We start from the raw sequence: 23,433 nt of genomic DNA, 5'->3' as shown, positions 1-23,433 counted from the left end.
TTAGTCATCAGTTATTAGAAACAATTCCCAATTCCCAATTCCCAATTCCCAATTCCCAATTCCCAATTCCCAATTCCCAATTCCCAATTCCCAATTCCCAATTCCCAATTCCCAATTCCCAATTCCCAATTCCCAATTCCCAATTCCCCAATCGAAAATTCATAGTACCATCTATGACAGGTGTTTGGCGGGCGATCGACCGGAGAATCGACTGGAGAACATGAAAAAAATTAAAGAGTATAAATGCTTACAATCAAGACACTGACAGTCGATCGCCCGCCGATTATCTCTGTCTTTTGGCTGGTTCCTCTCAAACCTCCTGTGGTAATGTTACGATCCCGACAGAGAAAGAATGTGGTAGATAAGGAAGCAGTGCTACATGGTAGAGATAGACAAGTCAATATCTTTTGATGGACGGGATATTAGACTGAAGATCGGTTTACTGGCGCCTCAAGCAGGCGGTGCAGTGTTGATTCAGTCAGGTGACACGGCGGTTTTAGTGACAGCGACTCGATCGCAGGGGAGAGAGGGAATAGATTTCCTGCCCCTGTTGGTGGATTACGAAGAGAGACTCTACGCTGGCGGTAAAATTCCCGGTGGATTTTTGCGCCGGGAAGGGCGTCCCCCAGAAAAAGTGACTTTGACTGGGCGTTTGATCGATCGACCGCTGCGTCCGCTATTCCCTAGCTGGTTGCGAGATGACATCCAAGTTGTAGCCACAACGCTGTCGATGGACGAACAAGTGCCCCCAGATGTGTTGGCCGTGACGGGCGCTTCCGTAGCGATTCTGCTAGGAAAAATGCCGTTTTACGGGCCGATGGCGGCCGTGCGAGTTGGTTTGGTAGGGGACGATTTCATTATCAATCCCACCTACAGCGAAATCAAAGAAGGTGAGTTGGATCTCGTGGTAGCCGGTTCTCCAGACGGAGTAATCATGGTGGAAGCCAGCGCCAACCAATTGCCGGAACAGGATATCATCGAGGCGATCGACTTCGGCTACGAAGCAACCTGTGACTTGATTCAAGCCCAGCGCGAAATCATGGCCGAATTGGGCATTGATTTAGTGGTAGAGGAACGGCCATCCCAAGATTCCATCCTCGAAAACTTTATTCGCGATCGCGCCCAAGAACCCATCCGCATCATTTTGTCAAGATTTGAAAAAGACAAAACAATACGGAATGCAGCTTTGGACGAAGTTAAGGCAAATGAAGTCGAAGCTGCGATCGCCGAATTGGCCGAAGACGATCCGGTAAAACTAGCCGCCACCGCCAACAGCAAGACAATTGGCAACGTTTTCAAAGACGTTACCAAGAAAATGATGCGGAAGCAAATCATCGAAGATGGCGTCCGTGTAGACGGCCGCAAGCTAGACGAGGTGCGACACGTTTCTTGTCGTGTAGGGGTGCTGCCGTCGCGAGTACACGGCTGTGCGCTGTTCAATCGCGGCTTAACCCAAGTCTTGTCCGCAGCAACTCTGGGAACCCCAGGAGACGCCCAAGATTTGGCAGACGACTTGCACCCGCAGCAAGACAAACGCTACCTGCATCATTACAATTTCCCCCCATTTTCCGTGGGAGAAACCAAGCCGATGCGATCGCCCGGACGCCGAGAAATCGGTCATGGAGCCCTTGCAGAACGCGCTTTGCTGCCAGTTTTGCCATCCAAAGAAGATTTCCCCTACGTCATTCGCGTAGTTTCCGAAATCCTCTCCTCCGACGGTTCAACCTCAATGGGTTCAGTTTGCGCCTCAACGCTAGCGTTAATGGATGCAGGCGTTCCCCTTTCCCAACCCGTCAGCGGCGCCGCCATGGGATTAATCAAAGAAGGCGATGAAGTCCGAATCTTGACTGACATTCAAGCAATTGAAGACTTCTTAGGCGACATGGACTTCAAAGTAGCCGGTACCGACACCGGAATTACTGCTTTGCAAATGGACATGAAAATCAAAGGTTTGCCATTAGATGTAATCGCAAATGCCATCCGTCAAGCCAAACCTGCGAGACTGCACATTTTAGAAAGAATGCTAGCAACCATCGACACTCCCCGCAAGGAAATGTCGCCGTTTGCACCGCGCTTGCTAACGCTGAAAATCGATCCCGAATTTATCGGTTTGGTCATTGGGCCAGGTGGCAAAACAATCAAAGCCATCACCGAAGAAACCGGTGTCAAGATTGACATCGAAGATGACGGAACCGTGACAATTGCTGGTAACGACAGCGAAAAAGCTCAGCGGGCGTACAACATTGTCCAAGGCATGACGCGCAAGTTGAATGCTGGAGACGTGTATGTCGGCCGCGTAACTCGAATTATTCCGATCGGCGCTTTCGTCGAGATTCTCCCCGGCAAAGAAGGAATGATTCACATTTCTCAGTTAGCGGACTACCGCGTTGGGAAAGTAGAAGACGAGTTAGCAGTGAACGATGAAGTGATTGTCAAAGTGCGAGAAATTGACAATAAAGGTCGAATTAATTTGACCCGTTTGAACATTCATCCCGACGAAGCGGTAGCCGCCCGCGAAGCGTTGAATAAATAGTTGACAGTTGGTAATTGGTAATTGCTTGTGGAGTAATTGCTAATTGCTGATTGGTAACTGGTAATTAGTAATTCCTAATTGCTAATTGAGATTAAATCTGATTGTTTCAGATTGATTTGGGAGTAGGTGCGCGACAGCGACAGATCGACAAAAGTGCGATCGGCTGTGGAAGTTCATACAGTCGCGCACTTTCCCCTCGGCACTTAAACTATCTGCGATCGATCGGCGGTTGAAACCGCTACTATACAAACGAAGTCCGCCTGTGCGGACTGAATAAAATATAAAGTATGCTTAGCTGTAGGGTGTGTCGCCATTAAAAATCCCTCAAAAAAATCGACAATCGAGCGATCGACGCACCTTGCAAACAGTCTTTCTGGAAACAAGCTTAACACTCAGGATTGTTGCAAGATGAGGCGATAATTGGTATAAATACTAATGACCAATGACCAATGACCAATGACTATCGAGATGACATCAAAACCTCGCTACGATCCCGACGAGAATATTAGCCGTCATAGTGCAACCGATCCAGAGAAATGCCAGCAAATGGCAAAGCGTCAGGGATGGGAATTAATTCGATGGGAAAAAACAAGTGATTCGATACTGAAGGTTGATTGTGTCTTTGAAGGGTTGACAGAGTTTCCACCGAGTCCATATGAACCCCAACACGAGAGAGAGGAATAAATCAATGCCAAAACGGTTGATAATTTTCAAAACAGAATCGCTTTCTTCCCCTGGATGGGAGGATAGATTGCTTTCCCATACAGGTGCTCTCACGAGTATCCTAGCAGAACACTATGACTACTCAGACAAACCTCTGCCTAAAACGGGCGATCGCCTGCGAAACTTTGCCCAATTTAAGGAGAGTGCAGATCCCAAATTCCCTTCTACCAGCACTCACGTTCGTTGGGGAGATTGGGAAGTTTCCCGTTTAGAGGAGTACACGCCTGAAATTCCGAATGCTGAATATGACTGTTTAGCGGTATGCTACTGTTGCTATTCACCCATTGAACCCGAATGGAAAGAACTGCCTAAAATTCAAGTTTCTGAACTGCAAAAACATTAAACAAACAAAATATTGAAATCCCCGACTTTGCAGAAGTTGTCGGGGATCTCAAACGAAGCTCGAATCAAATCACAGCAATACAATCAATCTCTACCAAAACATCTTTCGGCAAACGAGCAACTTCCACACAAGCGCGCGCCGGTGCAGTTTTCTCATCAAAATATTTCCCATAAACCGCATTCACAGCGGCAAAATCATTCATGTTTTTGAGAAAAACCGTAGTTTTTACGACATCCAACCAAGTAGCGCCGGCTTCTGTGAGAATCGCTTCGAGATTGGCCATCACTTGTTCGGTTTGTTTGGCCACGTCGTCGGTGTAGACGATATCGTTTAGTCTAGTGTCGATCGCAATTTGACCGGCTACAAACAGCATAGTGCCCGTTGCGGCGATCGCTTGATTGTAAGGGCCCACAGGTGCGGGGGCTTTGTCAGTACGAATAATTTTGCGCGTCATAGATGTCACTTTTTGGGATAATTTTTCCGAAGTTTCTGGCTGATAGAGTTCTCCGTCAGAGGTTTCGGGATCGTAGAGTTCTCCATCGGGCATTATAGCACCAGTGAAGTCGGCATTTTTAATATTCCAGCCGTAGGTCTGAGCACCAGTCAAGTCTGTCATTCTTAAGTTTGCTCCTGTCAAATTCACTCCTATTAAATTAGAGCATCGCAGTTTGACTTTTTCTAAATTTGCTCCTTGAAAACAAGCTTTTTGTAGATCTGCATTTTGAATGCTAGCTTCTTTGAGATCTACTTCAGCCAAATTCCTACCTGACAAATCAACTTCATACAGATTTGCTTTTTGGAATTTAGAGCCTTGTAATTTTGCCTCTTGAAGTGTTGCTTCCGTTAGATTTGCCAAAGTCAAGTCTGCTTCAACCAAGTATGCCTCATTCAGGTTAGCCTTCTCCAAATTAGTTCTAGTTAAGCTTGTCCGATGTAAAGAAGCTGCCCTCAAATCAGCGCTACTTAGATTTGTTCCATTCAAGTTTGCATCGTCTAGTCTGGTATAAATCAATTTGGCGCTAGTTAGGTTTGCTCCTGTTAACTTTGCCTTCTCAAGATTGGCATTACTCAAATTCGCATTACTAAAATTAGACCAACTCAAATCTGCACCACTTAAATCAGCCCAAGTCAGATTTACGGAACCAGCTACTACACTACTTAAATTAGCACCAGTCAGTGATGCCTTCGTGAGATTTGTACTCTGAAGGTAAGCCCCAGTTAAAATAGCCTCACTCAAGTCTGCACCTGAAAGATTTGCATTGTCTAAATTTATGCCACTCAAATCAGCACCTTTGAGATTTTCTTCACTGAGATTGACAGAATTAAATTTTCGTTCGCCTTTAGCGTATCTTTCTAAAAGTTCTTTAGCGTACATTCATAACCTCGATCGCCCTTTCGCCCTCACATCCCAAAAATCAATATACCATCCGCACGAATCAGGAGTGCACCTGCGATTTGGCGCGCGGATGATTGTGGGATTCCACACCACAGAATTACCCGTGAAACAATATCAGCCAGCAATAAACTTCATCGCCACACCATTCATGCAATAACGTTTGCCAGTAGGTGCAGGGCCGTCATCAAATACGTGACCCAAATGCCCGCCGCAGCGACGGCAATGCACCTCAATTCTAGTCCCAAACAGCGAATTATCGATCGATGTGGCGATCGCCCCTTTGATGGGTTCGTAAAAACTTGGCCAACCAGTACCGCTATCAAATTTAGTTTTGGATGTAAAAAGTGGCAAATCACACCCAGCACACGCATAAATTCCCGAACCGTATTGCTTGTCGAGAATGCTAGTATGAGAGCGTTCTGTAGCGTGTTTTCGCAACACGTTAAACTGTGCCGGAGTCAAAAGTTTGCGCCACTCTGCCTCAGTTTTAGTAACTTCAAAAACACCATTGCTAGCAGCCATAACATCTAACTTTCCAGGCAAACAAGACGACAACCATGCCATGCTGACTGTTGCTACACCAGCTTTCAAAAATAATCGTTTCTTCATAATCCATCATCCACTTACTAATTAATCTAAACTACCAACAGTCACATTCAAAACTTTTTGCTTGATTTGTACCTTGCAAAAATCGTTCGTAGTGTGGACTTTAGTCCGCAGTATTTTGCGGACTAAAGTCCACACTACGAACCTTACTTATTGCATCATAAATTATTCATCTCTATCTTCTCTCTCTGTGCCCTCTGCGCTCTCTGTGGTTAAAAAAATCCGATATTGCTCTACAAGTATGACAGTTAATTAACCCGATCGCACAAAAGTCCTGCGAGGACTTTAGCCCTCACAGAACTCATACCCATTCACACGTTACCCAACCTAGACAACAGCCGGAGCACCAACAACTTCACCCTTCAGCATCCGAGCAGCAGCATCCATCAACTGTTCCTCCAAATAAGGCTTAGTGAAATAACCCTTCGCGCCCAAACTGTAAGCCATTTGGCGGTGTCTGTCAGCACCGCGAGAAGTTAGCATCGCGATCGGCAATTCGCACAAAACCGCATCCTTCTGCATCCGAGAAAGCAGTTCTAAACCATCCATTCTCGGCATCTCAATATCGCAGAACACGATATCGCAAGGCAGGCCAGATTTCATCTTTTCCCAAGCTTCCTTACCGTCGCGAGCTTCCTCAACTCGGTAGCCAGCTTTCTCAAAAGTAATCGACAAGAGCGATCGCACTGTAATCGAATCGTCCACAATCAGCACAGTAGGCTCAGTCTTCTCCTCAGCAGCCTCCGCAGCAGCCCGATCGCCACTTTCATCCCAAAGTGTACCGCCAGCTTCCTTCCGCAGCCTGCCAGTAGCCAAATCAATCAATTCCAGAACGTCGGCAATCGCCACAATTTTGCCGTCCCCGAGTACCGTAGCACCCGCAATCCCGATCGGCTTTGGCACAGGCCCCTCCAACTGCTTGATCACAATTTCCTGTTCCGTCGAAACCTGATCCACCTGCACCGCCAAGAAATTCCCAGCAGACCGCAGCACGATCACCGAAATCATGTCATCGTCAGTATTAAACCCGTAAACGCTGCCCCGGCCCAAATGGCGGTTGTAACCCAGCAAATCCCGCAGCGGGCGGAACGGCAAAATCGAACCGCGCCACTCAATGCAAGGCAAACCGTCTGCCCCAGTCGTTACCTGATCGCGAGGTACATCGATCATGTCCTCCACCCCGTCCATCGGGAAAGCAATCCGAGCTCGATCGCTAATGCAAGTCAGAGCCTTAGAAATACTCAACACCAGAGGCAAACGGATGGTAAATACTGTGCCTTTGCCGATCGTCGAATCAATCCCCACAGTCCCCCGAATTTCGTGCAAGGAGGTCTCCACAACGTTCATGCCGACCCCCCGGCCGGCGTACTCCGTCGCCTGTTCCTGAGTGCTGAAACCGGGCATAAACAGCAAATTGTAAACTTCCGAGCGAGACATCCTCTGAGCCTGAGCTGCCGTCAACAAATTCTGCTTGATCGCCTTCGCCTTCACCTTTTGCGGGTCAATTCCAGCCCCATCGTCAGAAACCGAAACCACCGTTTGATTCCCTTGGTGGAAAGCCCGAATCGTAATCCTGCCCATCGCAGGCTTCCCGGCGGCCAAACGCACCTCCGGCGGTTCGATCCCGTGGGTAATCGCATTGTTCACCAAGTGAGTCATCGGGTCATAAAGTTGATCCACAATCATCTTGTCGATCAAAATATCCTTACCCTCAACTTGTAACTGAGCCTGCTTGCCACACTTAATCCCAATTTCCCGCACCGCCCGGAACAACCTGTCCGTTGTCTCCGCAAACGGCTTCATCCGGGCGCGAGTCAAACCTTCTTGCAGTTGAGTCGTGACTTGGCGCAGTTGGCGAGTCACCTGATCCGCCTCATCCACCAAAAACTCAATGTCCGCCGCCGACTCCCGCACCCGCACGATCAGCTCGATAATCTCCTGAGCCAAACTGTGGAAAGGAGTAAACCTGTCCATTTCTTCTGGTCTCCAAGCGCTTTCGCGTTGGTGGGACGACTCCTCTGAGCGCCATGCCGATCGATGTCCCTGGCGGTTTGCCAGCAAAGCAATCTCCAAAAGACTCCGCTCGTAGAAATCCTGAGTCCGTTGGCTGACATCGCTCAGCAGCGTCACTTGGTGCAGCAAATTGTCCAAAAACTGCCGCATCCGTTCTTGGTCTTGCTCCAAACTGTTGCGGTTGACTACCAGTTCCCCCATCAAGTTGCTGAGGTTGTCCAGTTGCTTGACCGGTACGCGCATGGTTTGGTCGCCGAACCCGCCCGCCCGGGCATTCCGCCTGGGTCTGTTGTTGACCGACGACTGTCCGATATTGGTTTCGCCTTGACGGCCGCTGTCCTTTGGATCTTCCAGCAGTTTTTCTAAGTCGCCAAATTCGTCGTCGCTCTCGGCAGCAGGAGCGGGTGGTGCTTTGCGGGCAGTTTTCGCCGGTGCTGGAATTTCCGGCATAGTTGCGCTCTCGCTCAGCAGATCTTCAAGATCGGAGAAAACTTCCGTCGTTACCGGACTCGGATTTGCTCCCCCAGAGGCTGCCATTGCCACCCCAGCACCGCCTGCGAGTAACAGTGCTTCTAAATCGTCAAAATTGCCTTCGGAATCCTCAGTGCCTGATTGAATGTCGCTAAAAAAGTCCGCCAGCGACTCATCTTCCAACTCTGCTGCACCGGCTGCGCTCAATTCTTCTTCATCGTCGCCAAAGCCCGTCAGTTCCGAAGTCACCAGAGGCCCAGCATCGAGCGAATCCAACAAATCATCAAAAGCATCCAACTCTTCGGTGTTGAGAGTCGCCCCGGTTTCGAGAGCTGCCAGCAAATCAGCATCGCCCTCAAACATCCCATCGAGAGATTCTGACGAAATCACCTCTAAATCGCCAGCCGCAAAATCCGTTTCCAGCGCGCCAAACAAATCATCTTCCTCCTCGTCGGATTCACTAGCCGCATCTGTTTGAGCTCGATCGAACAAATCCGCACCTTCAGAGTCGAACAAACTCTCAGGAACTTCGGCCGACAACTCCTGCAAATCAAAACCAGCTTCGGCATCCACCGACGGTGGAGGCGCTTCGCCAAACATATCCTCCAACAAATCGAAACTGCCCTCATCAGACTCGACACTGGCAATTTCCGCATCAGGACGATCGGACAATAGCCCCAATTCAGCTGCTGCCAAATCTGTCAAGCCTGCCTCCGAAACAGTAGCCTCCGAGTCCGAGAACAAACTCGCCAAGTCCCCCTCATCCGCTGCCGTACCAGCACTGGGCAATTGAGAATCCCCATTTAAATTCAACCAATCCCCATCGACTTCTTCCGAAGCTTCCCCGTCATACTCAGTACCCGTAGGTACAGAACCGAACAGATCTGCCAAATTCGCCGCTTCTTGGGAATGAACCGCCTGCCGATCGCGCCCAGTCTCCTCATCCTCAGAAATCGAGTCCGACGTAATCTCCCCAAACAGCGCATCTAAATCGGTATCCTCCAGATCCAGGTTGGTCGATTGTGCAGACTCGTCTTCCAGGCCAAAAGCATCTTCTAGCCAATCTCCATCCGCAGAAATATCTAAATCAGAATCAGAATCAGAATTTGATGTCATATTAAAAACGCTGCCACTTTCCTCATTTGGTGTGCTGCCTGTAGCTAAAGATCGATCGCCCCTGCTCTCCCCACCTTCACCTTCAGAAGAAAGGAAATCAGAAGTAATGCTCAACAGCTCGCTGAAATCCGAGTCTTCCTCCACCCCAGAGAGCAACTCGAAATCATCTATTTCGGCTACAGTCAGTTTTTCTACATCCCCTGAATCATTGCCACCACCTGCTAGTAGATTCGAGAATTCTGCGTCGAAAGCATCCGGGTTGAGAGCATACTCCTCGGAAACTGCCGGTACAGTCGCTTCCTCAGATGAGCCTAAATTGCCGAACAAGTTATCCAAATCAGCATCTGCCGTCACAACAGAAGTTTGGGCTGCCACTTCGTCCAAAAGCGTACCGAGAGCATCTTCATCAGCTTGCCTCCTGGTAATGCCGACCCTGCCCTCTCCCCGATCCAAACCCTGCCTGTTTGTTTCAAGCTGTTTGCGAGTTGGCGGCTGCTTTAAACCCGCATTTTCGCGATCGGCTGCCACCGCCGAACCATCAGCCTCACCTCCAAACAGCAAATCGTCCCCAAACAAACTCGTGAGATCCTCTAAAGGAGTCCTCGCATTCGTTTCCGAATTTTCCTCACCGTATTCGTCAAACAACAAATCAGTAAAATCGCCGGAATTGTCATCATCATCTAATTCCATGATTCCCCCCGTCGGCATCCTAGAAGCAGATTGTACGTAGTCCAGATCTTCTTCTTCTTCCCAAGCGCCGTCGAGATCCGGAGATTCGCCTTCAAACAAGTCTGCTAAGGTGTTGAGTTCGGCCGCGCCCACTTCCGGGCCCGTGCGCGTCGAGATTCTAAAAGAACCAGTCTCTACATCTGATTCTCCGAACCCTGGGGCATTGTCCAACGGCGATCGACCTCCGGCGCAATCGTCACTTTCGTCGCCGTCGAGTTGCTCGAACAGCTCGTCTATGCTGAGCCCAGAAATTGTTGGCAGCAACTTGTTCGATCCATCCGGGGAATCGCCGCCCAAAGCCAGATCCCAGGCCGCATCTTCAACAGAGACCGCATTTGAACCCAACGTACTCGGTTGAGCGAATGCCAGCAAGTCTTCAAAATCTGTTTCCGGAACCACAACCGCCGGCACCAGCGCCAGAAGTTTGGCGCTGGGTGCGATCGACCCAGATTGACCCAAAAGTACCTGTTCTTGCGCTTGTTTGATGTCTTTGATGACCGTTGGGGCTAAGGTGCGGTAGGTATTTTCTGAGTTGGCGATCGCCTTTTCTACCACAGCGATCAATTCTATCCACTCGGGCAGTTCAAATTCCTCCCCCGCCAGTTTCAAGTTCCGACAAATATTCCTAAGTTGTCGCCTGCTGTCAGAGCCCTCAGGCTGTTTGAACTCTTGCAGCATTTCCCGCATCCTCGCCGGCACATCCGAGTCAAATACCAGATGCAGCGCGGTTTCTTCCGTTTCTGTGAGATCGGATGTGTAAGCTGAATCCGAGTCCGCAAAACTCATCGATGAGTTAAACGTCCCGGCTCCCATGCGGGCCATAACTGTTTGTGGTATTGGCAGCGGGCTGCTTTCGTCTGAATCGTTAGCGCAGTGTCCGACGAGTCCCCCCAAGTGCCCGTTGAGTTCTTCAAATACAGGTTCTAATTCTCGAACCATCTGCTCTCCCAATTCCTCTGTCAGCCCAAAAGGCCCCGACAGTTGCTCTAACAGCCCTTGTAACGTGTCAAAAATTCGCAAAAACAGCGACTCTAGCTGTTGGTCTACTTTAACGCTGCACTCTTTTAAAATTTTAAAACTATCTTCCAGTCGGTGAGATGTTTGCTGAATGCTAGTCAGACCTAGCATTGCGGCTCCTCCTTTGACAGAGTGAGCCGCCCTAAATACTTCGTTAACCAGTTCTGGGTCTTCGATCGTCGCTTGTAGGTTGAGCAAGCCTTGTTCGATCGTATTGAGGTGGTCTTTTGCCTCCTCAATAAAGTAGCCCATGATCCTCTGTTGTTGCTCCGGCAGCATAGTTTTATTCCTGATTTTAAGCGTTCTTGTATTGGGTCTATGTTAGTAGTTTTAGAGAATGTCTCTGTATATCTCGCCCCTTGACAACAGAATAATCTGACTGCGAGATATGGCAAATGTCCTGGCTATTTCTGCTTTCGACATCCCTTCGCTTAAAAGATAGCGAATCTGCTGTACCTGTTCGGTTTTTAGTTTCCGAGTAGGACATATATTGCCGGGCACGAAAGGAAAGCGGTTTTTTTCTATGGCATCGCGGGAGTTATCGGCGGGAGTTCCTTCCCACAAATGGTCTGGATTGACACAACCGCGATCGTCACAACTGTGACACGCAAAATAACCCGGTTTAACAGGCCGTCCCAGTTTGTGTTCGAGTACCAGCCTGTGAGCGTAGAAACTTTGAGTTTTGCCCTTAACTTTAGTACCTTTAATTGCGTAACCATCACTTCTTTTAGCCAAGGTGCAAATCATGCACCCATTCGGCTGTATTTCGGCGCGAATGCCGGGAATTACTTCTATGCCTCGCACTTTTTTTTGAGGTTTGGGAGCTGATGTACTTCCTACATCTTTAATTCGTCCTTTTTTAAACCTGTCTTGAGAATTTTCTAGTCTTGAACCTTCCCATAAATGGTTGGGATTAATGCAGTTTCGGACATCGCAAGTATGGCAAGCAAAGTATTCCGATCTAATCGGACGACCTAAGGTATTTTCTAATACTAAACGGTGAACATTAAACGTTTTCCATTCACCGTTAATCCGAAGCCTTTTGTTCGCATAGCCGCTGCTAGATTTGGCTAGGTTAGAAATAATACATCCCGTCGGCTGAACTTCGCCAAATATGCCAGGAATTACCTCTATTATGTTATCGTCCATCTGTGCAACTCCTATTCTTTTAGGTGCTGGATTGGCATCCCCGCAGCCGTTTCAAGACTGCGAGGTTGCTTTTTGTCTGCCATTATTGCCACACTAAAGTGCTTGTAAATCAGACCGCAAAAAAAGCATTAAACAATTAATTATTGTCTTTCTGCTGTTTCTACTCGGAATCTTTCTACCGATGTCAAAAGGTCGCGAGCAACGCCCACCAAATTTTGCAAAGCACCCGAAACTCGCTGCGCTTCTTGCGATGTTTCCTGGGCGGTCAGCTCTACTGCTTGCATCACAGCGGCCACCGAACGAGCTGTTTCGTTCTGCTCCACAGTATCGGCTGTAATCGATCGCACCAGCACGTCAATTCGATTAGTAACTTGAATGATATCTTCAAGCGATCGCTTCGCCTGTTCTGCCAATCTTGTACCCTCAATAACCTGCTGCGTACCTTCTTCCATCGCCGTCATTACCGCGCCGGTTTCACTTTGAATTTGCATCACGATCTGCTCGATTTCTTTCAAAGATTTCGCCGATCGATCTGCCAACTGCCGCACCTCATCCGCTACGATCGCAAAACCCCTACCCGATTCCCCAGCCCTCGCCGCCTCAATACTAGCGTTGAGAGCCAACAAATTCGTCCGAGAGGCGATCGCCGCAATCAAACCGACAATCTTAGAAATTTCTTGAGAAGCTTCCGCCAACCGCTTGACTTTTCTCGTGGTTTCTGCTACGGTTTCTCGAATTTCCAAAATCCCGGCCACCGTCCGCTCCACAGCCTCACCGCCTTTCAGAGCCGTTGCCGCCGCGCCCCGGGCCACTTCTTCCGCCTCTCTAGCACTCTCTGCGACCCGCTGAATCGCATCGGTGAGGACTTGCACCGAATTCAGCGTCGCCGCCAGTTCCTCAGCCTGCCGCAGCGCATCAGAAGACAAATCGCCCGCAAACTTCGCACTATCCGTAGCGCCTTTGCTAACTTCCCGAGCCGCCTGCTTCACCTGATGGACGATTTCGCGCAGGTTTTGAATTGTCAAGTTAAACGAGTCAGCAACAGCACCCAAAACGTCTGCCGTCACTTCCGCCGTCACCGTCAAGTCACCCCGAGCCGCTCCTTCCACGTCATCTAGCAAGCGAATCACTTGGCGCTGCAAGTCTTCTTTCGCCTGTTCCTGCTCGTCAGACTTGCGTCTGGTATCGCTAATCGTAGTTTGGATCACCTTCGCCATGTGGTTGAATTTAGCAGCCATTTTGCCAAATTCATCTTCCGAGTAAATCGTCGCCCGAGCGTCCAAAGTTCCTTGAGATACAGCATCGAACTGAGCTTGCAAATTGTCCGAGGACTTGCGTACCTGCTTGGCGATCAACTGGCCGATACCCCAAGAAGTCAAAAAGCTCGTAAAGCCTGCGGCTGCCGTCATTACCCAGCCTGTTTGGCGCAAGTAAACGATCGCCTCCGGCTTGTCTTGCTTCAGAGCTTGATAGGAGGCAATGTTAGTCACGAAAGCCACAGCTACCAGAGAAACCAATCCAGCCCCGATCGCCGTGTACAACTGTTTGGTAAACAGAGGGGCATTTTCCAAGAAAGCCAGTCCGCCCTGTTCCACAGTCACCGAAGCATCGATCGCTTCACTTTCTGTCGGAGCAAAAGTCGGCACCGACGCATCAGCAGGGCCCGAAATGCTAAAAATCTCATCGTCTCGAATTGCCGAGCCGTCGCTGTTGTCAAAGTCCAGACCGCTGCCGCTCGTACCCATCATGCCGCTGGTCGAGTTGCCGAAATTGGTGTTACCCCTAGTCAGGATTGAACTGTTGGCATCTTCTGAGATATCAAAATCCGGCAAATTGCCCAAATCATCAAAATCGTCAAATTCGTCTAAAAAGCCGCTGTGTTCTTGAGTGCTCCCTGTTCTTGACGACCAGTCGCTGCTGTTCTTGGTGGCAGCCCCGAAAGCAGTCGCTTGCTCGTTTTCGTCGAGAGAAAAAGAATCGCTGAAAGCGTCGTCATCAAAAGCATCTAGCTCAAAGCTGTCCATGGAGCCAAAGGCCGGTGGTTCCGAGTCGCCGTAACCGTTGCTGTTAGAGTTTGAGCGATCGGCAGAATTAAATTGTCCCCGGCTCGACCTTTGACTCTGAGAATTGGGGACAGCACCTCCCATCAACAGCGTTTCGTCTTCCGCCAGCGAATAATTTGACGAGTATTCCGAGTCAATATTCGGCTGCTTGCTTTGCGATCGAGAAGACCCAAAACCCGAGGACATCGGCTGAGCAAAAGGGTCTGCCTCTTCTGACAGGGGTGGCTTCTGACCTTGATTTTGCCCGGTCACGGGCGGGGATTGATAGTCGTAGTCGTCATCATTCAAGTCAAGTTCGTCTGGCAAATCGAGCGGTGCAAAAGGTTCGCCAAAATTGTCAGACGGCCCAGTGGGGGAGTCTAATTGCTCCGAGTCGAAGGCATTCCCGCTTTCGGAGCCAGCAAAACTTTGACCGTTGAGTACCTGAGTAGGAGCTTCTGAAAACAACTCTCCTGAATAAGGCGCCCTCGAACCAGAAACTTTGCTATCAGACAAGTCACCAGCATCAAACCCTGGGTCATCTAAGCCAAAAGGATCTCCCAAGTCCGAGCCGAATTCGTCCATGTCTAGCGGCTCGGACGCATCAGCATAAGCGGCCATTCCGCCGCTGTCGCCAGCAAAGGGGTTGGTTGAATCTTCGATAGAAGTTGCAGCACTGCTGTCTTGTGGTTCCCACTCCAACCCGCTCATGCCCAAATCTGCCAAGTCCTCGTTTTCCATGTCCTGTGGCGATTGACTCCCATAGGACATGGATGGAGAATTCCCTTGGAAAAGTGCTAAATCCGGGTCTTCCAACCCTTCCTCCATAGACAAGTCTGGGTAGAATTCCAATTCAGTTTCCGCAGACAAAGCCTCGAAACTTTCCGTGTGCAGTTCTCCGGATAAAAATTGGTCTGTGTGGCTAATACCGCCGTGAGCGTGTTCGACCAAACTCGGGTCGTCACTCAGGCTCAGCACCACCATGTACTGTTCCCGTGCCACCTCATACTGTTGCAGTCCGTAGCAGTAGATGTGCCCGCATAGCAAGCGAGCGCTGGGGTCTTCGGGAAAATCTTCTACTAATTGATAAACTAGGGCCGCAGCTTCTGAATAGTTGCCATCCATGTAGGCCGCTTCTGCCCGTTGGTAGTCCTGCTGAAAGTTGGTACTTGTTGCCATTTGCCGCCCTCTTTTGATTTTAGATTTTAGATTTGAGATTTTAGATTTTTATCTTGCTTGAATGTTTAGATGCGTGCCTCAAGTCCTGTGACTGTTGATATTAGACCCCAATCGAAAATCGCAAATCGCAAATCTAAAATCGATTTCACGCTGCCCACCGCGCAGAGCGCAGAATTTTCACTTGATCTAGCAGTCGGAGCACTTTCTGAGCTGGTGCACCTAACATCCATTCTCCCCTCAGAAATGGAATCATGCCGTCTGGTGCATTGTTCTGAGAGTGCAGTTGGTCTACGTCGAGCCAGTCCATCCCCACAATTCGATCGACTGCCAGCCCCAAAATCGTATCTTGGTCTTCCACAGCCACGATCGGGATTTCGGGTCGATCGGTGTTCAGAGGTGTTTGGTCCCCCAGAAATTGGCCCAGATCTGCCACCCAAATCACTCGTCCTCTCATGTTTAGCGTACCTAAAAGCAAAGAAGAAACGTTGGGAATGGGTGTCATCCGGTCTGGGGAGGGGGATAGCACCTCTCTAATCCCTGTCGCCGGCAGTGCGAACTCGTTCCCCGAAGGAACGTAGAACCGCAGGTGCAGCTCGCCTTCGGGAGTTTCTAGTTCTTGGAATTCCGGAGCCTGATCTATGCCTTGTCCTGGTAATATAAAGTCTGGGCTGCCACTAATCATAATTCTTCTCTCTGGGAAACCCACATCGTACCCGTACTCAAGTCGGTGTTGGGAGGAATATTGGAGCTCGGTCTATGAAACATAACTATAACCGTCCTTTTTTTAAGATGCTCCGGGGGCGTAAACGCGCGGCGATTCTAAGATCGAACAGCAATTGCAGGTTTTGGCCTGTCTCACATCGCCTAGCTTAGCGGTCGATGCCAAGAAAAACCAGCAAGTTAGTTATTTTTAGCTGCGTTTTCATCTCGTCCATTTACTGACTGACAAGATGGACAACGCCATTCTCTTATCGACAAATCTAATTCTGTTAGGACATGACCACAATTTGAACAAGTCTTACTGGATGGATACCATCGATCAATAAAAATCACCTGCTTATCTTTTTTCTGAGCAACCTATTTCACAATTTTCAGAAACTCCCCACAAGCTAAATCAGAGATTTTGCGTTCCCAAAGGCGTTGCATTCCTTTAAGATTTAACGTCTCAAAACAAAGCACATCAAAAAATGCAAAACTGAGATGCTCCCATGATTTGTACTTGAGAACCTTCTTGAAGTTCGGCGGTCTAACTGCCCATCTGTTTTGGCGATCGGCTGCAAGTGGAGAACAAGTCTATTATATTTGCACTTTGAGCGACTTCGGCCCGACAGAGATCGAGAAATTGAACTGAGTTTTACAGACGCCGGACGGCCAGCGCGCGAATTTATATATTCTAGTTTATGGCGCGATCGCCCGCAGACAGAAAGCTTTCTCTCTCTGACTGTCCCGACAGCGAGCGGGTTACTTCGGTACAAAAAAGCTCCAATCGTGCCATCAGTGCGGAATTTATTGGCTTATCCCGAACTTGGGCTTTAAACCCCGTCCTTCTAGGACGGCTTTCTCCTAATTTAGGCCACAGCACATACTTGTCAAGTTTTGTGAACAAAGTCGATCGTATTAAGCTGGCGCTGCTAGCATAAGAATATCGTGATGACCTCGAAGTCATGCTAGTTTTTGAATTCAAAGCATACGGTAAAAAGCAGCAGTTTGACGCTGTAGACGAAGCAATTAGAACAGCGCAGTTCATCCGTAACAAAGCATTGCGCTTTTGGATGGATAACTCAAAAGTTAATAAATATGACTTGAATAAGTACAGTGCTGTTTTAGCCAAAGAATTTCCGTTTTGCGATGAGTTGAACAGCATGGCTCGGCAATCTAGCGCAGAAAGAGCGTGGTCGGCAATCGCCCGATTCTACGACAACTGTAAAAAGAAAAATCCTGGAAAAAAGGGATTTCCGCAATTCCAGAAAGACAACCGCTCAGTCGAATACAAAACGACCGGGTGGCGTCTGACAACAGACCGAAAATCCATCACTTTTACCGACAAGAAGGGAATCGGGAAACTCAAATTAAAAGGAACGCGGGACTTACATTTATATCAGCTTACTCAAATCAAGCGAGTACGCTTAATGAGACGAGCAGACGGGTATTACGTCCAGTTTTGCATTCAAATTGACCGAAATGAAAGGATTGAAGTCACAGGAAATTCCATTGGATTAGACGTAGGACTAAAAGAGTTCTATACAGACTCTAATGGTGTTACAGTCGAAAATCCGCGTTTTATCCACAAGGGAGAGCGCAAACTAAAAAAAGCCCAAAGACGAGTTTCAAAACGAGTCAAGGGTTCACAGAACAGAAAAAAAGCTACAGTGACTCTATCCAAGCGCCACCTCAAAATAAGTAGACAGCGCAAAGATTTTGCCGTGAAATTGGCAAGATGCGTTATCCAGTCTAACGACTGTGTAGCCTACGAAGATTTGAGGATTAAAAATATGGTGAAGAATCACTGTCTAGCTAAATGCATTAACGACGCATCTTGGTATATGTTCCGAACATGGATAGAGTATTTCGGTAAAGTATTCGGAAGAATTACAGTTGCCGTGCCAGCCAATGGAACAAGTCAAGAATGCTCTAGCTGTGGGACAATTGTTAAGAAGAGTCTATCAACGCGAACGCACGTTTGTCAGTGTGGATGCGTGCTAGACCGTGACTATAACGCAGCTAGAAACATCCTGAGTCGGGGATTAAGTACGACGGGGCACGTCGGAACTTGGATCTTAGATCCGAACGCTTGTGGAGAATTGACCGCTACTGATGTTGAAGTAATTCTGCATCGGCAAGTTGAGTCTATGAATCAAGAATCCCCTCGGCTTTAGCCAGGGGAATGTCAAAATTCGTGTTCTAGCGATCGGCTTAATAATTTTTCCGAGAGATTGGCCGGAGGATAGCCCGGGCCTACATATTTTTCTACCAGCATTAATAACTCGCTTTCGCCAAAAGGTTTGGTGAAGTAGTCAGTCGCCCCTGCCATGCGGGCTTGAACGCGATCGATAAATCCGTCGATCCCTGTCAACATGACAATGGGCGTGTGCCGGAAAGCACTAGAACTTCGCAGCATCGCGCAAATTTCGTAGCCGTCGAGTTCGGGCATGGCGATGTCGCACAAAATTAAATCGGGTTTGAGTTTAAAAACCAAACTCAGGGCTTCGAGGGGATTGCTGATACCAGTAGCTTCGTAACCCTGTTCGTTTAAAATTGACTCAACTGTTTTGCGAATCACATTGTCATCGTCTATACAGACAACTCTCTTGACCTTGGTTTCCGGAGAAGACCATTCTATTTTGTTGTTGACCGGGGCAACAGAAGGCTGGAAAAATACTTGCACCAATCCCTGCTGCACGAAAGGGTAAATCGCCTTAGCGACAGTCAGCACGTCTCGGTTGAGGTAGCGCGCCATTTGGCGGATCGAAGTGTGACCGTCAGCCCAGCGTCTGAGAGTATTAAAGGTATTGGCAGGCAGCGCGACTCGGAGCTGGGCGGGATCTGAAATTATCGGGCATTGGTTGGGCGACTGAATGTGAGGGTGAAACTGCTTCCACTGCTGCACCTGTTGGACAATCTTCGCCAGCAACAAGCTAATTTCTAAGCTGGTGAGTTGAGGAGCCAATGCCGATCCCATTTCAAAAGTGAAGGAACCCTGGTGGAGGCTGAGCAAGTCAAACAGGGTTTCGTGGATCATGCTGTGGATGATGTTGCGCCCTTGAGCTGGGGTGAGAATGTGGTTTTCTAGCAAAGCCCACAGGTACGCGTATTCTGGGGCATTGGTAGATGCCATATAGGGAACTTGGATTTTGTCGAGGGCGGTGTCTGCTTTGTAGCGGCGCAGGTAGTCGCGCAAGCGAAACAAACTGCCCGCACTCTGGGTAGCATAAATAATCTGACCGTTGAAGCAGAAAACATACCAGGATTGTCCCGCAGGGGAGCGCTGGGTAGGTAGATTACCCGAGTTGCCGATGAAGCTGTAGGCCTCTACGAACAGTTCTCCGGTGCGCTGACCTAACTCAATTAATTGCAGGATGCTGCGGATGTCAATTTCACTCAAATTTCCCTGCATGCAGCTAAAGTATCCTCCTTAAAACCGTTGGCGTTTGAAATCGGAAAGACTGTGCGATCGCGCTCATAAAAATTAATACGGGATGCGGGAAACTCAATGGCTTTAGCCTTGAGAGGGAAGCTATAAGGGGGACTTCAGTCCCCGTCAATCCTAATATGCGTAACTGTAGCCATCTTTTCTGTGAACTATTTTGCAGTATTTATGGCTAATTCCTTGCACCAATTCTGATGCTGAGATGTTGAACGAACCTGTCGTTCTAACTGCAACCCGACCAACATATTCACCTATTTTATTGCCACTGATGACGATTGCTTTTACGATGTCACCAGTTTGAAAGCCTTTAACAAACTTGTTTCGAGGAATGTACCGAGATGGAAAGCCAAATTTGTCTGTGCGACACATTTGACGGGTTCCGTGTCCAGTTGCCTTGATTAGCAGTGGCTTATTTGTTAATAATTCTAGCGCTTCAACTTGACCGACACAAGCAGCATCAAGCCAATGAGTTTTAGGTAGTTGCAGCCGACTACGATTGAACTTGGTCAGTCCACCTGAGCCAGTTAAAACAGGCAACCCCGTTTCTTTTAAGTGACCAAATAACGTCCATTGAGTCGAATTTACCGCAGCAGCATCCTTTAGGGGGCGCTTGGATTGTGTAAGAATTCGACTCAGAATGTCAGGTTTCTTTGCTAAGAATTGTTCAATCTTCTGAGTACCTTTCTTCTGGTTGCATTTCTGACAAGCAAGGCAAAGATTAGAAATTCGATTGCTTCCGCCTTGAGATTTGGGATGAATATGCTCAACTTGCAATGGTACATTTTCGGCGTCGCAGTAAGCACATTTTCGGTTCCATTTGTTAAGCAAATATTGCCTAACTTCGTAACCCTGTAGTTCGCCTTGGTGGTATTCAATGGCTGAAATTTCAGGATTTTCTAATTGTTGCAAGTCAAATCTGACCAGCTCTTGAACAATTAAACCGATAGGTGCAAGCCTGCGTAATTTTTCAACCCAAGTCAGGGTGGTTTCTACCCGGTGCTGCAAGGATGGTGCCAACCAACCTTTTTTGCGGGTACGGTTTAAAAACCTTGCTTGGCGGTAACGAGTATTACGGTTTCGCCTTCCTCGACGCAGTGAACGACGGGACTCAAGACTTGCTTTGATAGTTTGACCGCGATGAGTTAATTCAGCACCAAAAATTACTTTTTCACCTTGCAATAATGCAATGCCAGTAGTTTTGGAACCTGGATCTAATTTGAGAGTAATTGATTCAATGGTTGCTGTTACTGCCTTTTTGAGGATAATGGTACACGGGAATCTTCTGAAGATAGCCGCTTTACCAGCCGTCAGCAACTTACGAGCCATTGACGACTTGCAAGGTGTGAGTGGTTTTTTGTTGGTGTCAACTACGAAAATAAAATTGGACATTGTTGTGTCCCTCCACTTGCGTGTAATGTTCGCTTCGACCTGGTTATAAAGGCTTGTTAAGTTTGCAGCACTAACGAGAGTGACTTTAAGTTTGTTTGACTGCAAACGATAGAGCGGAAAACTAGCGTCGCATTCTCCGGTATCGTGACCTAAATAACGTCTCCTTGTAACAGGGGTCTGGTCAGCACAGCTTGCAATTTCTTACAAGCTCAGTCTATGAGAGAGCTGAGTTACTGACATTGACTTTAGTTTCTGCCAATAATTGACGGGCTTGATGCCACTGGCACAATTAGGAATTGACGAAAGGGCGATTTTCTGTTTTTGACGTACTGCAACGCTGGCAGGGACGACTGGTTCAAGTCTTCGATCGCCAAAATTTTGACGTTTATCGTGCGCTGCTACTCTTGGCGGTTGAGTTCTGTTTTAAACCATTGACCTTTTTGCTCGCCTGTGGCTCAGTCACCGGCTCGCGTGATTCCACTATTCTAAGGCAGTGCGGTTCAAATCCCTAGTCTGCCTGCGGAGGAGACCCGCTTTGGGTAATTAAAGGACGAGATGGCGATCGACCCGCACCGAAAGCCTGATACAATCAATGAAAGTTTTTGACTGACTGATCTTTTTCGGCTTTGGGCTATGGCAGTCCCCCCAGTTTTGCTAGTCTTGAATCAAGCGGCATTGATACTGCTCTCCCATTGGTTCAGAAAGCAGGCGGCGGCAGTGCTTTCTAGACGCAGTGCCAGAGAAGCAGTGCTGTGCGCGAGTGCTGAAGACAGTTGGAAAACGATGCTATTCCCGATCGGGCAAACGACACCAAAGAGAGGACTATTAGTGTGCTGTATCTAGCAGAAGTACAAAAACAGAGAAGCGGCTTTGGTCTCGGTGGCGGTAAGGCTGAACTGAAACTGCTAGCTTGTCAGCGGGGCGAACACAACTGGAGCGCCGTACCGGGCGATGACGCGATCCCAGTTGAGGAAGCTAATAAGTTTAACGACGGCACGCTGGTGCTGGTGGAGTTGAGCGCTAGCAAGCAAGTGCAGCGGATTCAGGAGGCTGCCCGCCAGTTGGTGAGCATTCTGCAAAATTTCTCCCGCTTGCAGGACAAGTTTAAGGATAAGGAAGAGGAAATTGAGCAGTGGAAGGCTTCTCTGACGTTTTCGAGTCAGGAGCTCAATCGCCGGGAAATGGAAATGCAAGCCCGGGAAGAGCAGTTGGCTCAAATGGAGGAGGAGTTGGAGCGCCTGGAGGCTCAACGCTCGGAAATTGAAAATACTCGAGATGAAGCTAACCGACTGCGAGAAGAGGTCGATCGCAGCCGCACGGAGATGGAGACGGCTTGGGAACAGTTGCGGGGCGAACAGCAGCAGGTGACCCAGCAGCAGTCTCAGGCTCCTCAGGGGGCAGTTGTTGACGAGCAACAGGCACGGAGGATTCAGGAGTTGATGAACAAGCTGGGAGGAGCAATTTCTGCGACCCAAGGAGTTCGGGAGCAACTGAATCAGTCTTTTGGTGTTGTGGGCGCTCAGCAGGCAATTCTGGATTTGCACTGGCAGCAGTTGGAGCAAAAACGGGCAAACGCTCAGCAACAGCAGGAAGAGGTCGATCGACAAAATCAGAGCCTCCAAAGCCGCTGGCAGGAGTGGTATCAATCCCAAGATGCTTTGGCGCAAGCTCGGGCCCAACTCAAAGGGCAGCAGTGTACCCTCAGCGCTAAGCAAGAGCAGGCTCAGTCTATGTCTGTGCAGGTGAAGGCTGTTGAGGCTATGTACCAGCAAATCTCCGGGTTGGCGTCTGGTTCGGGTGCTGGGGCTGTGGAGCAGGTAGTAGATGTGTCTGCTCTGGAGCAGATGCCGGTTGAGGAATTACAGGGGCTGGTGCAACACCTGCAAGAGGATTTGGAAAAGGTGTTCCGGTTTGTTAACGATCAAGAGGAGGAGTTGACTCTCCAGCGGGAGACAATCGAGGAGCTGCAAGCCAAAATTCAAGCGGCTTCCGAGTACGATCGCATGGCTTTGGAAAATGAAATGGCCGATGAACTCGAAAGTTATCAGATGTTGAATGAAACTTTGGTGGGACAGCGCCTCCGCTTGCAGGAACGGGAAAATGTTTTGAAGCAGCATCAGGCAGTGCTTTGGCGTCGCTTGGGTACTGCTAATCCTCAAAAAACAGCACCCGGTGAGATTGATTTGGGGCCGATCGTCACACAGCTCAATACTCAACGCCAGCAGCAAAGCCAAGAATTGCAACGGCTGGAAACCGAAATTCAGCAGGTACGGGAAGGAATATCTCAAATTGAGGGAAATTTCAACCGCCTTCAGGGGGAAAGTGAAGCGAAACGCAATGAACTTAAGCAGTTAGAGCAGAATTTGTTCAACCAGAAAGGTGCTATGGCGGAACTCTGGGGCCGGGTGAATGTTTATCAAGAAATGTTGCAACCGGTGCAGGACAATTTGAGCGGGCTGCGCCAAAAGCTGGAAGCGGTGGGGGGAGAACTCGATCGCGTACAGCAAACTGGAGAGCAGCAAGATCGGGTTGTTTCGGATCTGCGGCAAGCTGTTTCGAGTTTTCTGCCAAGCGCCTAAA

Annotated in this window: 17 protein-coding genes and 1 pseudogene; 8 read left to right on the top strand and 10 right to left on the bottom strand. The window is 48.8% G+C overall.

Annotation, left to right across the window (positions count from 1 at the left end; genetic code table 11):
• Positions 1-7: 7 nt before the first annotated feature.
• On the bottom strand, positions 8-163 hold the full coding sequence (locus QZ918_RS05225) for a hypothetical protein (protein ID WP_293331928.1): 156 nt from the start codon (positions 161-163) through the stop codon (positions 8-10).
• Positions 164-243: 80 nt separating this feature from the next.
• Between QZ918_RS05225 and QZ918_RS05220 the strand changes: the two genes are divergently transcribed.
• The 5 genes from QZ918_RS05220 (at position 244) to QZ918_RS05200 (ending at position 3,599) form a co-directional block, all read left to right on the top strand.
• Positions 244-411, top strand: a complete 168-nt coding sequence (locus QZ918_RS05220) for a hypothetical protein (RefSeq protein WP_293331925.1) — start codon at positions 244-246, stop codon at positions 409-411.
• Complete coding sequence (locus QZ918_RS05215) at positions 380-2,533, top strand: polyribonucleotide nucleotidyltransferase (RefSeq protein WP_293150437.1); 2,154 nt, start codon at positions 380-382, stop codon at positions 2,531-2,533. The genes QZ918_RS05220 and QZ918_RS05215 overlap by 32 nt, the downstream gene beginning before the upstream one ends.
• A 101-nt stretch (positions 2,534-2,634) precedes the next feature.
• Positions 2,635-2,766: a hypothetical protein gene (locus tag QZ918_RS05210; RefSeq protein WP_293331922.1), complete on the top strand. Its 132-nt coding sequence runs from the start codon at positions 2,635-2,637 to the stop codon at positions 2,764-2,766.
• 223 nt (positions 2,767-2,989) lie between these two features.
• Positions 2,990-3,217, top strand: a complete 228-nt coding sequence (locus QZ918_RS05205) for a hypothetical protein (RefSeq protein ID WP_293331919.1) — start codon at positions 2,990-2,992, stop codon at positions 3,215-3,217.
• A 4-nt stretch (positions 3,218-3,221) separates the two neighbouring features.
• Complete coding sequence (locus tag QZ918_RS05200; RefSeq protein WP_293150431.1) at positions 3,222-3,599, top strand: hypothetical protein; 378 nt, start codon at positions 3,222-3,224, stop codon at positions 3,597-3,599.
• A gap of 64 nt (positions 3,600-3,663) precedes the next feature.
• Here the strand turns inward: QZ918_RS05200 and QZ918_RS05195 are convergent, their stop codons facing one another.
• From QZ918_RS05195 to QZ918_RS05165, 7 genes and pseudogenes are all read right to left on the bottom strand, one after another.
• Positions 3,664-4,974: a Rid family detoxifying hydrolase gene (locus tag QZ918_RS05195; protein WP_293331916.1), complete on the bottom strand. Its 1,311-nt coding sequence runs from the start codon at positions 4,972-4,974 to the stop codon at positions 3,664-3,666.
• A gap of 135 nt (positions 4,975-5,109) precedes the next feature.
• Positions 5,110-5,604, bottom strand: a complete 495-nt coding sequence (msrB, locus tag QZ918_RS05190; protein ID WP_367275246.1) for a peptide-methionine (R)-S-oxide reductase MsrB — start codon at positions 5,602-5,604, stop codon at positions 5,110-5,112.
• Positions 5,605-5,928: 324 nt separating this feature from the next.
• A complete protein-coding gene (locus QZ918_RS05185; RefSeq protein WP_293331913.1) occupies positions 5,929-11,226 on the bottom strand; it encodes a hybrid sensor histidine kinase/response regulator in 5,298 nt (1,765 codons plus the stop codon).
• Between the two features lie 51 nt (positions 11,227-11,277).
• Positions 11,278-12,096, bottom strand: a complete 819-nt coding sequence (locus QZ918_RS05180; protein WP_293331910.1) for an HNH endonuclease — start codon at positions 12,094-12,096, stop codon at positions 11,278-11,280.
• 140 nt (positions 12,097-12,236) lie between these two features.
• A complete protein-coding gene (locus tag QZ918_RS05175; protein WP_293331907.1) occupies positions 12,237-15,317 on the bottom strand; it encodes a methyl-accepting chemotaxis protein in 3,081 nt (1,026 codons plus the stop codon).
• A 145-nt stretch (positions 15,318-15,462) separates the two neighbouring features.
• A complete protein-coding gene (locus tag QZ918_RS05170; RefSeq protein ID WP_293150599.1) occupies positions 15,463-15,996 on the bottom strand; it encodes a chemotaxis protein CheW in 534 nt (177 codons plus the stop codon).
• A gap of 221 nt (positions 15,997-16,217) precedes the next feature.
• Positions 16,218-16,379: pseudogene (locus QZ918_RS05165) on the bottom strand (transposase); the annotation flags it as partial.
• A gap of 338 nt (positions 16,380-16,717) precedes the next feature.
• On the opposite strand from QZ918_RS05165, the gene QZ918_RS05160 reads away from it, so the two are divergent.
• Both QZ918_RS05160 and QZ918_RS05155 read left to right on the top strand, forming a co-directional pair.
• Positions 16,718-16,957 (top strand): hypothetical protein, encoded by a 240-nt coding sequence (locus QZ918_RS05160; protein WP_293331904.1) that lies wholly within the window; start codon positions 16,718-16,720, stop codon positions 16,955-16,957.
• 24 nt (positions 16,958-16,981) lie between these two features.
• A complete protein-coding gene (locus tag QZ918_RS05155) occupies positions 16,982-18,193 on the top strand; it encodes an RNA-guided endonuclease InsQ/TnpB family protein (RefSeq protein ID WP_293331901.1) in 1,212 nt (403 codons plus the stop codon).
• An 11-nt stretch (positions 18,194-18,204) separates the two neighbouring features.
• On the opposite strand, the gene QZ918_RS05150 is transcribed toward QZ918_RS05155, so the two are convergent.
• Together QZ918_RS05150 and iscB are read right to left on the bottom strand one after the other, a co-directional pair.
• Complete coding sequence (locus QZ918_RS05150) at positions 18,205-19,431, bottom strand: response regulator (RefSeq protein ID WP_293331898.1); 1,227 nt, start codon at positions 19,429-19,431, stop codon at positions 18,205-18,207.
• A 150-nt stretch (positions 19,432-19,581) separates the two neighbouring features.
• Positions 19,582-20,853, bottom strand: a complete 1,272-nt coding sequence (gene iscB / locus QZ918_RS05145; RefSeq protein WP_293331895.1) for an RNA-guided endonuclease IscB — start codon at positions 20,851-20,853, stop codon at positions 19,582-19,584.
• Between the two features lie 773 nt (positions 20,854-21,626).
• Here iscB and hmpF point away from each other — a divergent pair.
• Positions 21,627-23,432: a pilus motility taxis protein HmpF gene (gene hmpF, locus QZ918_RS05140; RefSeq protein WP_366665039.1), complete on the top strand. Its 1,806-nt coding sequence runs from the start codon at positions 21,627-21,629 to the stop codon at positions 23,430-23,432.
• The last annotated feature ends 1 nt before the right edge of the window (position 23,433 follow it).

The sequence above is a fragment of the Microcoleus sp. CAWBG58 genome (genome assembly GCF_020883045.1).
Taxonomy (GTDB): domain Bacteria; phylum Cyanobacteriota; class Cyanobacteriia; order Cyanobacteriales; family Microcoleaceae; genus Microcoleus.
Note: the sequence above shows the minus strand (reverse complement) of the source record. Positions and strands in the feature narration are given on the sequence as shown.

Bases quoted from the DNA above. Each gene is read 5' to 3' on its own strand.
- QZ918_RS05215 (WP_293150437.1), top strand. From the start codon at position 380: ATGGTAGAGATAGACAAGTCAATATCTTTTGATGGACGGGATATTAGA.
- QZ918_RS05225 (WP_293331928.1), bottom strand. From the start codon at position 163: ATGAATTTTCGATTGGGGAATTGGGAATTGGGAATTGGGAATTGGGAA.
- QZ918_RS05150 (WP_293331898.1), bottom strand. From the start codon at position 19,431: ATGCAGGGAAATTTGAGTGAAATTGACATCCGCAGCATCCTGCAATTA.
- msrB (WP_367275246.1), bottom strand. From the start codon at position 5,604: ATGAAGAAACGATTATTTTTGAAAGCTGGTGTAGCAACAGTCAGCATG.
- QZ918_RS05220 (WP_293331925.1), top strand. From the start codon at position 244: ATGCTTACAATCAAGACACTGACAGTCGATCGCCCGCCGATTATCTCT.
- QZ918_RS05180 (WP_293331910.1), bottom strand. From the start codon at position 12,096: ATGGACGATAACATAATAGAGGTAATTCCTGGCATATTTGGCGAAGTT.
- QZ918_RS05185 (WP_293331913.1), bottom strand. From the start codon at position 11,226: ATGCTGCCGGAGCAACAACAGAGGATCATGGGCTACTTTATTGAGGAG.
- QZ918_RS05175 (WP_293331907.1), bottom strand. From the start codon at position 15,317: ATGGCAACAAGTACCAACTTTCAGCAGGACTACCAACGGGCAGAAGCG.
- QZ918_RS05160 (WP_293331904.1), top strand. From the start codon at position 16,718: ATGGCGCGATCGCCCGCAGACAGAAAGCTTTCTCTCTCTGACTGTCCC.
- QZ918_RS05155 (WP_293331901.1), top strand. From the start codon at position 16,982: ATGCTAGTTTTTGAATTCAAAGCATACGGTAAAAAGCAGCAGTTTGAC.
- QZ918_RS05205 (WP_293331919.1), top strand. From the start codon at position 2,990: ATGACTATCGAGATGACATCAAAACCTCGCTACGATCCCGACGAGAAT.
- iscB (WP_293331895.1), bottom strand. From the start codon at position 20,853: ATGTCCAATTTTATTTTCGTAGTTGACACCAACAAAAAACCACTCACA.
- QZ918_RS05200 (WP_293150431.1), top strand. From the start codon at position 3,222: ATGCCAAAACGGTTGATAATTTTCAAAACAGAATCGCTTTCTTCCCCT.
- QZ918_RS05195 (WP_293331916.1), bottom strand. From the start codon at position 4,974: ATGTACGCTAAAGAACTTTTAGAAAGATACGCTAAAGGCGAACGAAAA.